Below are 16,947 nucleotides of genomic sequence, written 5' to 3' on the forward strand. Positions count from 1 at the left end.
GAACAAATATTATCCTTTTAAACTTGCTGCTAAATACTCACGATTCATACGTGCAATATTTTCTAATGAAATTCCTTTAGGACATTCCACCTCGCAAGCTCCAGTATTGGTACAGTTACCAAAACCTTCTTCGTCCATTTGCTTCACCATGTTTAAAACACGATCTGTAGCTTCTACCTGACCTTGTGGCAACAATGCAAATTGAGATACTTTTGCTCCTACAAATAACATTGCAGATGAGTTTTTACAAGAAGCAACACAAGCACCACAACCAATACATGTAGCAGCTTCAAAAGCGGTATCTGCATCGTGTTTATTAACAGGAATAGCATTTGCATCAATAGTATTACCTGAAGTATTTACAGAAATAAATCCTCCAGCGTGCTGAATTCTATCGAAAGAACTTCTATCTACAATTAAATCTTTTACTACAGGAAATGCAGTTGCTCTAAAAGGCTCAATAGTAATTGTATCTCCATCTTTAAACATACGCATGTGTAACTGACAAGTAGTGACACCACGATCTGGACCATGAGCTTCCCCATTAATATACAAAGAACACATTCCGCAAATTCCTTCACGACAATCGTGATCGAATGCTACTGGCTCTTCATTATTATTAATTAATTGTTCATTTAAAACGTCTAACATTTCAAGGAAAGACATATCTGGAGAAATATCGCTGACTTTATAATCAACCATACTCCCTTTATCACTTGCGTTTTTTTGACGCCAAATCTTAAGTGTTAAATTCATATTCATAGCTTTCCTTATTTATAAGATCTTTGTTTTAATTCAATATCCTTAAACTCTAATTGTTCTTTATGAAGAACTGCATCACTTGGCTCTCCTTTGTATTCCCATGCAGCAACATAAGCGAAGTCTTTATCGTTACGTAATGCTTCTCCTTTTTGCTCACCATCTAACTCTACAGAGTCTTCTCTAAAGTGTCCTCCACAAGATTCTTCTCTATTAAGAGCATCTTTAGCGAATAATTCTCCAAGTTCTAAGAAATCTGCAACACGACCAGCTTTTGCCAATTCTTCATTGTATTCTTCGTTAGTTCCAGGCACTTTTACTTCTTTCCAAAATTGTGCTCTAAGTTCTTTTATTTCGGCAATTGCTTCGGTTAAACCTTTTACATTTCTAGACATTCCAACTTTATTCCACATGATTTTCCCTAATTTCTTATGGAAATAATCTACAGAGTGTTTACCTTCATTAGTAACAAAGAAATTTAATTTCTCTTTTACTTCTTTTTCAGCTTCTTCAAACTCTTTGGTATCTGTTGCAATTGGTCCTGTACGAATATCATCCGATAAATAATCACCAATAGTATATGGTAATACAAAATAACCATCTGCTAAACCTTGCATTAATGCAGAAGCTCCAAGTCTGTTTGCACCATGATCAGAGAAATTTGCTTCTCCAATACAGTATAAACCAGGAACGGTTGTCATTAAGTTATAATCTACCCAAACACCTCCCATGGTATAGTGTACTGCTGGATAAATCATCATTGGTGTGTTGTATGGATCTTGATCTACAATCTTCTCATACATTTGGAATAAGTTTCCGTATTTATTTTTAATTACTTCTTGTCCTAATTTTTTAACAAGAGCAGCATCATTTTCGTTTAATCCTTTAACGTGAGCAGTTTCTTTTCCATAACGTTGAATTGCTGAAGCAAAATCTAAAAACACAGCTTCACCAGTTGCATTTACACCAAAACCTGCATCACAACGCTCTTTTGCTGCACGAGAGGCAACATCACGAGGTACTAAGTTTCCGAATGCTGGATAACGACGCTCTAAGTAGTAATCTCTATCTTCTTCTGCTAAATCTTTAGGTTTTAATGTTCCAGCTTTAATAGCCTCTACATCTTTCATGTGTTTTGGCACCCAAATACGCCCATCATTACGTAAAGACTCCGACATTAACGTTAGTTTAGACTGATGATCTCCAGAAACAGGAATACAAGTTGGGTGAATTTGCGTGTAACAAGGGTTTGCAAAGTAAGCACCTCGTTTGTGGGCTTTCCAAGCTGCTGTTACATTAGATCCCATCGCGTTAGTAGATAAGAAAAACACATTACCATAGCCACCAGTTCCTAAAACTACAGCATGTGCCGAGTGTCTTTCGATTTCTCCAGTAATTAAGTTACGTGTTATAATTCCACGAGCTTTTCCATCCACCTTTACAACGTCTAACATTTCATGACGGTTGTACATTTTAATTTTACCACGACCTATTTGACGGTTCATGGCAGAATATGCTCCTAATAATAATTGTTGTCCTGTTTGTCCTGCAGCATAAAATGTTCTTGAAACAAGAACTCCACCAAAGGAACGGTTATCTAATAACCCACCATATTCACGTGCAAAAGGAACTCCTTGAGCCACACATTGGTCAATGATATTTGCTGAAACTTCAGCCAAACGATAAACGTTTGCTTCACGAGAACGGTAATCTCCACCTTTTACAGTATCGTAAAACAATCTGTAAGTAGAATCCCCATCTCCTTGGTAATTTTTTGCTGCGTTTATTCCTCCTTGTGCTGCAATAGAGTGTGCACGTCTTGGAGAATCTTGAAAGCAAAATGCTTTAACGTTATATCCTAGCTCTGCTAAAGTAGCAGCAGCAGATCCACCAGCTAAACCTGTACCAACAACAATAACATCTATGTTACGTTTGTTAGCAGGATTCACTAAGTCGATATGATTTTTATAGTCTGTCCATTTATCTTTAATTGGACCTTGAGGTACTTTTGAATCTAAACTCATAGTAACTATTCTTTATTAGTGATTAAAATGGTGAAACAATGCAATAAAAATGAATCCTAGTGGAATGATGATTGCATATGCTTTTCCGAATCCTTTTAATCCTTTAGTGTATTTATTATTTGCTCCAGCAGATTGAAATGCGGAGTTAAAACCGTGTAATAAATGTAGTGCTAAGAAAACAAAAGCAATACAGTATAATGCAACTCTCCAAATATCTACAAATTTATGTTGTAGTTCTTCAAAGTATCGATACTCTCCATTAGCTAGCAAACCAGTCATATCCCCTTGAATATACTTGGTATTGATTTCTGGCAACCAAAAATCATAAAAGTGTAAACAGATAAAAGCTAAAATTGCTAGTCCGCTGTAAATCATATTACGACTCATCCAGCTAGAATTGGCAGCACCATTGTTTTTCGCATAGCTAATTGTACGTGCTTTTTTGTTTTTAATTTCTAGTACAAATCCCATTACAAAATGGAAGATAACACCAAAAATTAATACGGGTTGCATCACATATTGAATCACCCAAAAGGTCCCCATAAAATGAGAAACATCATTAAAAGCATCTGCACTAAATACAGACAATAGGTTAATTGCAAAATGTTGTAATAAGAAAACCATTAGGAAGAGTGCCGAAAGTGCCATGGCAAACTTTCTTCCAATCGAAGAATTTAAAATTCCGCTCATTATTTTGTGTAGTTAGATTATAATATACACAAAGATAATAAGCAACACGAACGCAAACAAGCTAAAATGGATTTTAAAATTTATTTAGAATGGATTTAATTAATCGACCATAGGAATCAGGCCACGAAGCCCCATATCTACAACTTGTTCTCCTGCACTTGGCTCATATTTTCCATCTATATTCACTTCTGTCCACTCGAAACTATTATTAGTCGAAAATGATAAAGTAACTATTACATCCTCGGTTTCGTCTCCAGAAATAGTGAAGCCATTTTCAAATTCTCCGGTTACCACACAAGAACCTTGTGGAATTGGTGAAGAATCAAACAATGGATTTGGAACTGTTGTTGCTCCTTCTGGCGCTTGACCTTGTGTGGTAAAACCTAAAGTTTCAAAAGCCCAAAAACCTTGTAGTTTATTTTCATTTACTGCTATTTCATTTCCATTTAAATTAAAAGATGTGATGTAATTATTATAACCAACAAAACTGGCTAATGTTCCTGTATATTCATTTCCGTTTTCGGCTAAAAAATCGATGTTCCCTTCTTGATAAGCTAACGAAACACGAACCCACTCATAATCTCCTGCATTTATTTCACTTATTGGCAGGGTTATAAAAGTTTCATTATTTCCAGCAAATTCTGCATTTTGAAAATTTATCGCTTTTTCGCCTCCTGATGTTGTTTCATCACCAGAAAAAATAATTTCTCCTGCCCCTAATGCTGTTAAACCATTTGGGGCAAACTCAATATAATTCGCACTCATTTTACTAATAGTTGGCGATTGTGCTGCATTTCCTGTAGCAACAGCTACCGGTTGTCCTGTATTACCTAATCGCTCTTGTGTTGGATTGAATTTTAATTGGATAATTAAGTTTGCTTCGGAAGTATTCTCAGGTTCGTTATTGGCATCTTCTGTACATGAAGAAGACAAAATAAGGAAACAACTTAAAAAGAAAATGGATACAGCTTTCATATTAATTAGTTTTTATTAATAACTGAAAAAGTTGAAAAATAGTATGTTAGGTCTTTCTTTGATTTTCGCTAAGGGAATTAAATGCAGCTGTTTTTTCGAATGCTTTGCGAAGCATGAACAAATGGTATCGAGAACTATTATTACAATAAAGTTCATATTTCTCGACACAAATCTTACTCGTTTTCAATCGTAAAATTTACTTGAATTACCGAATTATAGATTCTATTATTTAATTTCGAAAGCCATTTTCTCGGAATCTATTTGAACAAAATATTTTCCTCTTGGCAAATAATACTTTCCGTTTTTAGCTTCATTAATATCGATACTTGTATTTTCTTTTAGTAATATTTTCCTTCCGTTTTCTGGTATAGAAAAATCATAATCTACATAGTTAAACCCTTTATCGGCTTCTACCGAAATGGTTTTTAAAGCAGCTCCTCTTTCCGAAAGGATTTTAATTTCTTTTTTACCAGAAATACGCACATAAAACGAAATTGTTTCTTGTGGTTCCAAAGCATCAAACCATTTACTCCAAGAACTTCCCCAACGTGAGGAATAAGAAATCTCTTCTATAGGAAAAAGCGTTGTTTTTTTACTTAATAAATTCGCATTCATTTTCTGCAAAGGCGCAATATTTGTTTTGTAAATACTTCTTCCGTGGGTACCTAACAACAAATCTTTTGCTTCTGGCTGAATCACCAAATCATGAATAGCAACTGCTGGTAAATCTTTAACAAATGCTTCCCATTTCTCCCCTTTATTAAAAGTGACATATGCACCATTATCGGTTCCTAGATAAAGAATATTCTCATTTTCAGGATCTTCTTTTATCACATTTACAGGAGACATTGGAAGGTTCGATTTTATGCTTTTCCAGGTATTTCCGTAGTCTTCGGAAACATATACGTAGGTATTAAAATCGTCCCAACGATACCCATTTAAAGTAATATACACACGTTCTTTTTTATGTTGCGAAGCGATAACGCGAGTAACCCAAAGATCTTTTGGTAAGTTTGTTGAAATGTTTTGCCAGCTTCCTCCTGCATTTTTGGTAACATGTACAACACCGTCGTCGCTTCCTGTGTAAATAATTCCGAACGCAAAAGGCGATTCACTAATAGATGTTAAGGTTCCATATGCAACATTTCCTTTTTTTCCTCCTTGGGTTAAATCTTCACTAATGGCTTTCCAATCGTCACCTTGATTCATAGAACGCATCAATTTATTCCCTCCCAAATACAGAATGTCTTGATTATGAGAGGATAATAATATTGGTGTTTGCCAATTAAATCGATACGGTCTTTCGCCCAACTCATGCTTTGGCTGGATGTATTTATTTTCTCGTGTTTCGGGATTTATTCGATAATAATTCCCAAACTGATACCCTGTGTACACCACATTTGCATCTCTACTATCAATTTGAATTTGCATACCATCCCCTCCCATAATACTTTCCCAAGGGTTCTGTCCGCTTTGTTGCCAAGCTTTATTTTGTGATGCATTATTGGCACCAAACCAAACACCATTGTCTTGCAAACCACCGTATACATTGTATGGCTTCTCATTATCTACATTAATAGTATAAAACTGGCCTACCGCATTTACATTTAGCTTTTCCCAGCTTTCTCCATCGTCGTAACTCATATTTAAACCGCCATCATTTCCATTTATTAAATGCCCTGCTCTATTAGGGTTTACCCAAAGCGCTTGATGGTCTGCATGTACATTTTCTTTACTAATAGAAGTAAATGTTTTACCACCATCTTTAGATTTTAAAATTGGAACACCCATTACATAAATACCATTTTCATCCTGAGGATCTACACGAATTTCACCAAAATAATACCCATAACTATAATACAAATCGTCTAGAAAATCTTCGTGTGTTTTACTCCAAGTTTCACCGCCATCTATACTTTTATAGACTTCAGCTCCTATTACAGGAGTATCAAAAAGCATGGAATTAGCATCTTCTAAATATGCAGCTACATCTATAGGTTTTACATTGCCACTTCGTACCATTTGCTTTACATTTTCGGCACGATATTTTTCTTGAAATCCATTCCTTTTTAAAAAAGTATTCAATTTTTTATCTGCTAACTTTAAGAAACTTTCGGTAGTCATGGTTTTAAAATCTTCTTTTGTTAAACCACTTTTTCCTGTTTTTTTAGCTTTATTTTCTCTTCGGAATTGATTATCATGCAAAGCATAAATAGTACTATCATCGTAAACTGACAATCCAATTCTACCCACACCATTCCCCGTTGGAAACCCACTAGATTCTGTAGAGATCTTTTTCCAAGTTTCGCCAGCATCTACACTTTTATATATAGCAGAGTTGCTTCCGCTGCCTTCAAAATGCCAAGCTTTTCTATCTCTAGTCCACGAAGCTGCAAACATGATATTGTAATTATTTGGCGCATGTTGTATGTCTATTATTCCGCTTGACGCATCTACAAAAAGAGTTTGTTTCCATGTTTCCCCACCATCAGTAGTTTTATATATTCCTCGTTCTGTATTAGGAGAATACAAATGACCAATTACACCAACCGTTACTTCTTGAGGGTTTTTAGAATTTATTAAAATGCGACCAATATGATGCGAATCGGGAAGCCCTACATTCGTCCATGTTTTTCCATTGTCACTCGATTTTAAAATACCTATTCCAGAATACGAGGAACGCGAAGAATTATTTTCACCAGTACCAACCCAAAGTGTTTTGTTTTCCCAATCGACTGCTATATCACCAATATTTTGAGTTTGCGATGTATCTAAAACAGGAACAAAAGTCGACCCATTATTTTTGGTATACCATAATCCTCCAGAAGCGTAAGCAACATAAAACTCAATCGTATTTTTTGGATTCACCGCAAGATCTACGACACGACCACTCATAATGGTTGGGCCTATATTTTTAAAAGACACATTTTTTACCAATGAGCTTTCCATAAGTAATTGTTTCTCTTTTAACGCATCTTGAACCAAACTAGAAGAAGTTGCTGGTTGTTGCGCTTGCATATTAAAAAAAGCCACTAACGCTAAAGTACATGTGAAAATCGTTTTCATAAAAAATTAAAATTTAATTCTTGAATATAAACAAACTAGGGATAGCCTCAAAACTTCAGTTGTTTTTTAAAATTGTAAGGAATTATTATTTACAAATAAATTTAACAAAATACCCGCTAAAACACCATTAGAACAATAACCACTTTACGAATACCGTAATAATTTTAGTGATTTTCACACCAACTAGCTAATTAAATTCTAATAAAACGGAAAAGTATTTACCATGCATTATTTCACTTGCTCCTCAAGCTGTTAACGGAAACGTAGCAGAAGGTGCTACTCGTGGTATTGTTATTGTTGCTATTGCTCTTATAAAGAAAGCCATGAATAAAGAACAATAAAATTCCTACTACGATTCTTAAAAGAAGCCTAAATTTTGAGGTTCTTTTTCATTTCAACACTTTTAAATTGTTATTTTTACAAAAGAATAAACAACCAATTTTCACTTTCGTGGAAATGAAAAAATATTTTCGATGAAATACCACCAAATAGACAATTCGCTTTTCATAAAAAACAGAAAAAACTTTGCAGCACAAATGAAACCAAATAGTTTGGCTGTATTTAACTCAAACGATATTTATCCAATAAGTGCAGATAGCACCATGCCTTTTCAGCAACACAGAGATATCTTTTATTTAAGTGGTGTAGATCAAGAAGAAAGCATACTGGTACTTTTTCCAGATTGCCCAAATCCAAAACATAGAGAACTTTTATTTTTAAAAGAAACGAACGATCATATTGCGGTTTGGGAAGGTGAAAAACTCACCAAAGAAGCTGCCTTAAAAACTAGTGGAATAAAAACCGTGTATTGGTTACAAGACTTAGAAAAAGTCTTATTTGAAATCATGACACAAGCAGATACAGTTTATATAAACACCAACGAACATTACAGAGCTAATGTAGAAACAGAAACTAGAGAAGACCGTTTTACCAAATGGTTAAAAAACAAATATCCTGCGCATACTGTTGCAAAAAGCAACCCTATTTTACAACGTTTACGTTCTGTAAAAGACCAAATAGAATTAGACTTAATGCAAACCGCTTGCGATATTACCAACAAAGGTTTTAGACGTGTTTTAGCATTTACAAAACCAGGCGTTTGGGAATACAATATTGAAGCAGAATTTATGCACGAATTTTTAAATAATCGTTCTAAAGGTTTTGCATACACACCAATTATTGGTTCTGGAAACAACGCAAATGTGTTACATTATATCGAAAACAACCAAGAATGTAAAGCTGGTGATTTAATATTAATTGATGCTGCTGCAGAATACGCAAATTACGCGAGCGACATGACGCGAACCATTCCTGTTTCTGGAAAATATAACGACAGACAAAAAGCAGTATACAACGCGGTTTTAAGAGTAAAAAACGCTGCTACAAAAATGCTAGTTCCTGGAACACTTTGGGCAGAATACCATGTAGAAGTTGGTAAATTAATGACCAGCGAATTATTAGGTTTAGGTTTAATAGACCAAGCAGATGTTAAAAACGAAAACCCAGATTGGCCAGCATACAAAAAATACTTTATGCATGGAACTTCACATCATATGGGATTAGACACTCATGATTATGGTTTACTACACGAACCAATGCAAGAAAACATGGTGTTTACCGTAGAACCTGGAATTTATATTCCAGAGGAAGGTTTTGGAATTCGTTTAGAAGATGATGTAGTGATTCAAAAAACGGGAGAACCTTTTAATTTAATGCGAAACATACCAATTGAAATAGAAGAAATTGAAGATTTAATGAACAAATAAACCTTTCTTTTTAAATAAAAAAAAGCGAGCTATATGGTTCGCTTTTTTTATGAAAAAAAATTCTTTTTTTTAAACGTTAGGAAGTCGATAACAAATCGTCTGAACACTTTTAAAAACAAGCGAATTAATGTAAATTACCAACCTATTAAAGGTAAAATTATGGAAGCGAATACAATGCTAAATTATATTACAGAAGTCTTAAAAAATATGCCAACAGATTGGTTGCAACTTACAACCCATAGACTAGATATTTATAACGAAAAATTAGCGAAAAGTGAATTTTTAGAACAGTTTGAAATCTTATTTAATAACCATAACGCAAAAACGGAGGCATTAAATAATTTACCTACTGCTTACGACTATATTCGTTTAGGACATCCATTATCTTGTGTATTAGAATGGACGATTGCAAACTTGCAAAACCTAAAACCAGAAAACGCAATCAGTTTTTCATCGAAAACCACTCCTGTCTTAGCTATTCTTAGAAAAAACCTATTAGACAATAAAAACACCCAGATTAATTATACCGGCGAATTACCTGCGTTTTTAGATTCCGAAATACTAAAAAGTGTGTATGGCTATGCATTCGACTTAAAAAAAGTTGAAAGTAGTGAAGCTGTTTCAAACTTTAACGGAAGCACTATTTTTATAGCACAACAAGATGAAATTAGCGCTAGTAAGCTTAACACAAATATTGATTTTTATATAAATAGCTACGCGAATCTAGGAAGTATTTTATTAGTACATGGTGAAGAAAATGAAAGTTACATTTCGGAAATACAACACGTACGACGAAGAGAAACCATTGCCATGACACCTAGTAACTGCCTTATTGTTTTAAAAGCACTACTGGAAAAAACCGCTTTTAATACAAATACTAGCGAAATACAAGCCAACAAAACCAGCACCTTAAAATCGATAACCTCTATTACAGGAACCACAACAAAACCATTGGTAGGTTCTAGCGGATTATCGATTCAATATGCTATTATGATGGGTTTAATTCATGATGCACAAGAAAACCACAAAGGAAAAGCGATTAAATTTATTGTACCTCCAAATTGTTATGGAGGCACCAACGATCAAGCACGACGTGTTGCAGCATGTATAGACAATGTAGCAGTAGTAGATTTACCAGTAGATGGCGACAACGACATGGTAAAAAGTATCGATACGGTTTTAACGAACATTGCGAACCAAGATGCGATTCCATATATTATTGCCGAAATACCAACAAACCCAAGAGTAGAAGTTCCAGACCTTATACAATTAAAAAATGTCTTGCACCAAGAACGCAAAACAGCAACTGGCAATCTTGCAATAGCTCCTGTTTTTATATTAGACCAAACTTTTTGTCCGAATGTGCTATTTTTAGGTGAAGACAAAATACTAGGAAGCGTTAAAACCATTTCGTATGCTAGTGGTTCTAAATTCCCAAGTGGTGGAAAATGTACCGCAGGATATTGTGTTGGCAATACAAAAACCGAAGCTTTATTAGAAAAAATAGAATTGCACCTCAACCTTTGCGATAACGAAGCAACAGCTCAACAATATGCTATATTAGCCAAGCAATTACCTTCTATGAATACTAGAATTAAAGACGCGTACACCAATACACGAGCTTTTGTAAACTTTATTGAAGAAACCTTACCAGCAGCGAAAATTAATTTTGTTTCTGAGGAATTAGCAGCACAAGGATTTACACCTTCTGTTTTTTCTTTAGATTTACCAACCAAAGGGAGCACTGCCCAAGAAAAAGAAAGCTATAAAAGAGCTTTAAACCACAAGTTAATTAACCTAATGATTACTAAAATACCTAACGAAAGTAAGTATTGTGTAAGTTACGGACAATTAAAAGGTTGCTACTGGACCATTCCTGCGACCTCTACACAGGGCACTACCAAAGAAGGAGATAAAGATTATATTGCACGTGTGGCACTTTCGCCTAACATGGATTTAGAAAGACATAAAAAAGTGTTTTTAGAATTTGTTGCAAGTATTTAACACACCTAATTACATAAAATTAAAAGCCTCTTATTAGAGGTTTTTTTTATGCTTATTTTTAACAGTGTGACACCCAAAAAACATAAAGAACACAATTTTTTAGGTTGTCTTTATAGAAGAAAAATACGTAGTACTACGTATTTTATTTGATTGTAAGAAAGTTTAGATTTGAGGAGATGCTTTTTATTTGATATTATTAATAAAAAGTTGGGATATAACACTTTGTGTGTCATTTAAAACATCATATGAAAAAATATCAATTCGACCAGAAGCCTAATACAGTATTTTCAGAAAATGCTATAAAAATGATAGAAAAAATCAAAGGTTCTGATTATTCCGTCTTGGTAGGTAGAAATAATTGTGGTAAGTCCTTTCTTTTAAAAACAATAACACAGAGTTTAGGTAAACAAGCGTCTTATATCGGACCAGCGAGATACAATAACTTTAATACTTTAGGTCACTACACACCTAACCGAAATAAAAAAGATGATAGATTCAGGCATTTCTTGCAACAATGGCAGAGAGAAAATCAAAATTTTGACAACTCACCAATAAACCTTCAACAAGCTATTGCCCAATTAAATGATAATCAACGAATACAACTATTTCAAATAATTGAAGATTTATTAGGCTCAAAACTTAATATTGAATATATAGTTCCTGAAAATACAATGTCACAAAAATATGTTAGTTGTGACGGGCACAACATATCCTATACAAGCAGTGGTTTAAGATTAATAACAACTTTGGTAACTTGCTTAATTGATGACGATTATGACACATATTTAATTGATGAACCTGAACTAGGAATAAGTCCAGAGGCTCAAGGCATATTGGCGGACTTTCTTTTTAACAGAGATACTAGAAAAAAATATTTCCCACATATCAAAAGATTAATACTAGCTACTCATTCCACAATTTTTTTAGACAGACTTAATCTAGCGAATAATTATTCCTTAATAAAAGAAGGTGACATTATTGATATAAAGCAAACTCAAACTATTTCGGACTTTAATAATATTCATTTTTTCTTACTTGGTAATAGATTAGAAGCTCTATACCTTCCTTCTTCAATAATTTTAACGGAAGGAAAATGTGACCAGCATTTTATTTCAAAAGTACTTGAAACAAAATATCCCGATTTACAATTCAGCGTAATTAATGCAAATTCAGATAGTAGAATTAAAGAAATTGTAAATATTGCAGGTAGTTTATTTAAAGACTTACAAAAAAGCCCATATCGCACAAGAATCATTGCTGTTTTGGATAAAGTGCACGACACGTCTGTTGAGCAAACTTTAATTAAAGCAGGAATACCAAAGGAAAATATAATTATTTGGAATGAAAATGGGATTGAATATGTATATCCTGAATCCATAATTAATGTGATTTATGGAAGTGGGAATACTATAGAAATAAAAGAAGATTTAGTATCAAAAAATGGTATTGATTACAAAAAATGGGAACTATGCCAAAACGTTGTTAGTAAAATTAATTCAGATACTAAATTCAGTCAGGAAATGAAAAGCAAATTCTTTGATACAATTGAAAGAATTGCAAATATGAAATAAAAAACGAACGCACAACAATGGCTATAAGTAATTGCTTGTTCTCGCCTACTTTGGAAATTCCGTATGAATTTCCAACTTGGTGTGTACTTATAAAGTTAAGTGCTAAACCACGCAACTACTCATAGCCGAGACCGTTACCCACAAGCTAAACCAAAATCACGAATGAAATTAGAAAAGTTAGAAATTAGAGGATTTAGAAAGTGTAGTATTATTGATATCCAACTTGGAGATGCAACTTTTTTAATTGGAGAAAACAATGTCGGAAAGTCATCAATTTTAAGGACTATTGAATTATTGTTAACCACAAACACACCAACAGCTGATGACTACTCTAAAATCTTCAATGTAGACACAAATTGTATCGAAAATTTCAGTACAGAAATAGTGCTTGTCGGAACTTTTACTGATGTACCAGTAGAAGCTGATAGATGGATTGGTTTTAAAGGCAGAGTTTTTATTGAAAATGAAAAACGAAAAATAAAATATAAAAAAACTTTTTCGACAAATAAACCTAAATATGAAATTTGGGAGCAAGATAAAGAATTGAAACCAGCAGTATATGATGGAAATAAAATAACGATTGACTCAATAATTGCAAGTGGAATTGAAGAAAATATAGTCAAAGAACATTTTATTGAAATTGCGAACACTCAAAACTTAACAGTTACTAAACATAAAGGACTTCTTGACGCGTTCACTTTTGTATGGGATTATCAAGATACTTTCAATTGGATTAATAACCCAGGCGGTATTCCTCAAAATATAATATCCAAGTTGCCAAAATTCATCCTAATACCAGCTGAACATAAAGCAAATGAAATAGACAGTGATAAGAAAACTGCATTAGGAGAAGTTATGTCTACAATTTTTGACGATGTTGTAGAAAGTTCAGAAAATTTTGACAAAGTAAAGGAGTACTTTGGAGAATTAGAAAAAGAAATTGATACCGAAAACACCGATACAATTTTTGGTAAATTAATGGTAAGAGTTAATACGACTATAAAATCGATTTTTCCAGATTCAGAAATACAAGCTAAAGTAAACTTATCAGACCCAAGTAGTTTTTTAAAACCCAAATATGACATCAAGTTAGGCTCAAATATTATGACAGACGTTTCGTATCAAGGAACAGGTATGATTCGTTCAACAGCATTTTCATTACTTAAATTTAGAGAGGATTGGAAAAAGGAACGTGATGGAGATTTAAGAAATTTAGTAATTTGTTTTGAAGAACCAGAACTGTTTTTACATCCCAATGCTTCAAATCAAATGCGTGATACAATTTATGAATTAGCTGGTTCGAGTAACCAAATAGTTTGTACATCTCATTCCCCATATATGATTGACCTTTCAAGAGAGAAAGAAAATCAAGTAATAAATAACATATCTATACAAGGTGATTCTTTTGTGAAATCTACAGCTTTTTCGGTTACTAAAAAATTTCTTGAACTTCAAGGTAATGACAGAGATTACGTAAAAATGCTTGTGAAAATTGATGATTACTTTGCAAGAGCATTTTTTGCCAAAAAAATTATCATAGTTGAAGGAGATACAGAAGATGTTGTTTTACGAAAAACAATTAGTGTCCTTCCGAAAAACACCAAAGACAGAATTGTTTCTGATTATCAATTCATTAAAGCAAGAGGGAAAGCAACTATACCACCACTATTAAGGTATTTCAGCTCATTGGGAATAACTGAATATTTTGTTATTCACGATAGAGACCAAGGAACACCTAGAGCCGAAGACGTTAACCCAAGAATCCTAACAGCATTAGAGGAATCTGAAGATAAACGTGTAATGTTAGAAGAAAATATTGAAGATACTTTAGGTTATGATGCACCATCAAAAGACAAACCTTTTAAAGCTCATTTAGAAACGAAAGATTGGGAGAAATTTGAAGATATACCTGAAAATTGGCAATCAGTAATAAATAAAGTATTTGAAAATTATATATAGAAAGCCTGCAGCTAACACCGTATAAAAAAAATGCTTATTTTAGTATAAACAAAAGCGCATTGCTTTATTTAATTTCTGAATTTCCCATTGGGAATGCTTCATTAAAAAAACGCCCCTTTTCTTAGACAAAACCGTTACTAATAATTAATACTCAAATTATGAATAGGTGGCATTTTAATTCTAAAGAAAATTTCAAATCATATAATGAATTGATTGAGAGGAGTGCATTATCTGAAACAGATAAAATCTTATTTACAGTTAGTTGGCTCAATTATTTAAAATATCTTGACAAGATCGCCATAAAAGACAGCTTGTTTTTTAATGTTTTGCAAATACTCATTCTTGTGGTTGGCATCTTAATTCCAATTATTGAACAAACCGAACTAAATTCTAAAATTGGAAATTCTTCGATAACAGTAATTAGTGTTTTAGGGATTACCATAGCTATAGCAACAGCGTTAATTCGACATTTTAGATTTGAAGAACGATGGAAACACTACAGAAAAAATGCAGAAATTATTAGAAATGAAGGGGAAGACTTCTTAGCACTAACTGGAAATTATGAAAGCTCTAAAAACATCCATCACGCATTTAAAAAGTTTATTGAAAACATAACGGTTATTAAAAGACAAGAAGTGGATTCCTATATTATTAAAGTTAGAAAAAAAGAATAAACTACACCCCAACAACAGAGCTTTCAAAAACATAACGCTGTAGTTTTTTCAAGGTTTCAAGTTTATCGCTAGTATTAATAAGCAATGAAATATTATTATTGCTTCCTCCATACGAAATCATACGTACATTTACATCTTGTAAAACCTGGAATAAGTTTGGTGTATCTGCATGGTAAATAATGGCATTACCTACCAAACAAACAATACTCATAAAATCGTCTACTTCTACTAAAGCAAAACGCTCCAATTCTTCTACAATCGATTGTAAATGTGTAGTATCATCTATAGTTAACGATACTGCAATTTCGGAAGTAGTAATCATATCGATAGCCGTTTCGTAACGCTCAAAAATTTCGAAAACTTTCTTTAAAAAACCATGAGCTAGTAACATTCTAGCCGATTTAATCTTTATTGCTGTAATGCCATCTTTTGCAGCAATTGCTTTTATACCTTCGCCATGCACTTGATTGGTAATTAAGGTACCATAAGAAGCTGGCGACATGGTGTTTTTTAATCGCACAGGAATATCTAATGCACGAACAGGCATCACGGTTTGTGGATGTAAAATTTTTGCTCCAAAATAGGCAAGCTCTGCAGATTCATCAAAAGACAAATTAGAAATAGCTTTGGTATTTTCTACAAAACGAGGATCGTTATTATGAAAACCGTCAATATCTGTCCAAATTTGTACTTCTTCCGCTTTCACTACAGATCCTATAATAGTTGCTGTATAATCGCTTCCACCACGTTGTAAATTACTAATTTCACCTTCGGCATCTCGGCTTATAAAACCTTGCGTAATGTAAATATCTGCATCTGGAGTTTCGGCAATAATTCGGTTTAAATTCTGCTGAATATAATAATTATCTGGCTCGTTGGTTTTATCAATTCGCATAAAATCTAAAGCAGGTAATAAGGCTACATTTATATTTTCTTGTTGTAAATAATGACTAAAAATAAAGGTAGATAGCAATTCGCCTTGCGCAACAATTTGGTTATACAATAATATATCGTGCTTTGTATTTACCAAACTATTTAAGGTATCAAACACATGGTTTACATAATCTAAAACCGTTGCATGTAATGCCACATTTGTAATTAAGGTTTTTACGGTTTTTTGATAGTTCTTTTTAAGCGCGTCAATAACAATTAATGCTTCGTCAACATTACCATTTTTAATGTAATCTGAAATTTTCACAAGCGCATTTGTAGTTCCAGACATGGCAGACAAAACCACCACTTTTTTTTGTCCGTCGTTTATAATGTTTTTTACATGAATCATATTCTCAATAGACCCAACCGATGTACCTCCAAACTTTAATACTAACATATTACTTTACATTTTATAATGCTAAACTACTTTGTATGCTACTAATAGCCATGAAAATGAAAAAATTATACTATTTTTACACAGATTGTTAAATAATTAACAAATAAGGTTTTTCATTCTGCATCCAAT

General features: G+C 33.3%; 11 protein-coding genes. 5 read left to right on the plus strand and 6 right to left on the minus strand.

Annotated features, from left to right (window positions below):
- Nucleotides 1-9 precede the first annotated feature (9 nt).
- The 5 genes from Q4512_RS01610 to Q4512_RS01630 form a co-directional block, all read right to left on the minus strand.
- Nucleotides 10-756 carry a succinate dehydrogenase/fumarate reductase iron-sulfur subunit gene (locus Q4512_RS01610; protein WP_303420917.1) on the minus strand — a complete coding sequence of 249 codons (747 nt, stop codon included), beginning with the start codon at nt 754-756 and terminating at the stop codon, nt 10-12.
- A 14-nt stretch (nt 757-770) separates the two neighbouring features.
- On the minus strand, nt 771-2,783 hold the full coding sequence (locus tag Q4512_RS01615) for a fumarate reductase/succinate dehydrogenase flavoprotein subunit (protein ID WP_303420919.1): 2,013 nt from the start codon (nt 2,781-2,783) through the stop codon (nt 771-773).
- Between the two features lie 15 nt (nt 2,784-2,798).
- On the minus strand, nt 2,799-3,473 hold the full coding sequence (locus tag Q4512_RS01620; protein ID WP_303420921.1) for a succinate dehydrogenase cytochrome b subunit: 675 nt from the start codon (nt 3,471-3,473) through the stop codon (nt 2,799-2,801).
- A 99-nt stretch (nt 3,474-3,572) separates the two neighbouring features.
- Entirely contained in the window at nt 3,573-4,448 is an 876-nt protein-coding gene (locus tag Q4512_RS01625; protein ID WP_303420923.1) for a hypothetical protein, read from the minus strand.
- A 225-nt stretch (nt 4,449-4,673) separates the two neighbouring features.
- Nucleotides 4,674-7,514, minus strand: coding sequence for a VPS10 domain-containing protein (locus Q4512_RS01630; protein ID WP_303420925.1), 2,841 nt, complete (start codon nt 7,512-7,514; stop codon nt 4,674-4,676).
- Between the two features lie 473 nt (nt 7,515-7,987).
- On the opposite strand from Q4512_RS01630, the gene Q4512_RS01635 reads away from it, so the two are divergent.
- The 5 genes from Q4512_RS01635 to Q4512_RS01655 all read left to right on the plus strand — a co-directional run bounded on the left by Q4512_RS01635 (nt 7,988) and on the right by Q4512_RS01655 (nt 15,488).
- The gene (locus tag Q4512_RS01635) at nt 7,988-9,280 is read left to right on the plus strand and encodes an aminopeptidase P family protein (RefSeq protein WP_303420927.1); all 1,293 of its coding nucleotides are present in this window, start codon (nt 7,988-7,990) and stop codon (nt 9,278-9,280) included.
- Nucleotides 9,281-9,439: 159 nt separating this feature from the next.
- On the plus strand, nt 9,440-11,284 hold the full coding sequence (locus Q4512_RS01640; protein ID WP_303420929.1) for a PLP-dependent transferase: 1,845 nt from the start codon (nt 9,440-9,442) through the stop codon (nt 11,282-11,284).
- 245 nt (nt 11,285-11,529) lie between these two features.
- Nucleotides 11,530-12,855 (plus strand): ATP-dependent endonuclease, encoded by a 1,326-nt coding sequence (locus tag Q4512_RS01645; RefSeq protein WP_303420931.1) that lies wholly within the window; start codon nt 11,530-11,532, stop codon nt 12,853-12,855.
- A 162-nt stretch (nt 12,856-13,017) separates the two neighbouring features.
- Nucleotides 13,018-14,814 (plus strand): AAA family ATPase, encoded by a 1,797-nt coding sequence (locus Q4512_RS01650; RefSeq protein ID WP_303420933.1) that lies wholly within the window; start codon nt 13,018-13,020, stop codon nt 14,812-14,814.
- A gap of 158 nt (nt 14,815-14,972) precedes the next feature.
- Nucleotides 14,973-15,488, plus strand: a complete 516-nt coding sequence (locus Q4512_RS01655; RefSeq protein WP_303420935.1) for a DUF4231 domain-containing protein — start codon at nt 14,973-14,975, stop codon at nt 15,486-15,488.
- Nucleotide 15,489: 1 nt separating this feature from the next.
- Here Q4512_RS01655 and Q4512_RS01660 read toward each other — a convergent pair whose 3' ends face one another.
- Nucleotides 15,490-16,818, minus strand: a complete 1,329-nt coding sequence (locus Q4512_RS01660; protein WP_303420937.1) for an aspartate kinase — start codon at nt 16,816-16,818, stop codon at nt 15,490-15,492.
- Nucleotides 16,819-16,947: the final 129 nt, after the last annotated feature.

The sequence above is a fragment of the Oceanihabitans sp. 2_MG-2023 genome, from assembly GCF_030547245.1.
Taxonomy (GTDB): Bacteria; Bacteroidota; Bacteroidia; order Flavobacteriales; family Flavobacteriaceae; genus Oceanihabitans.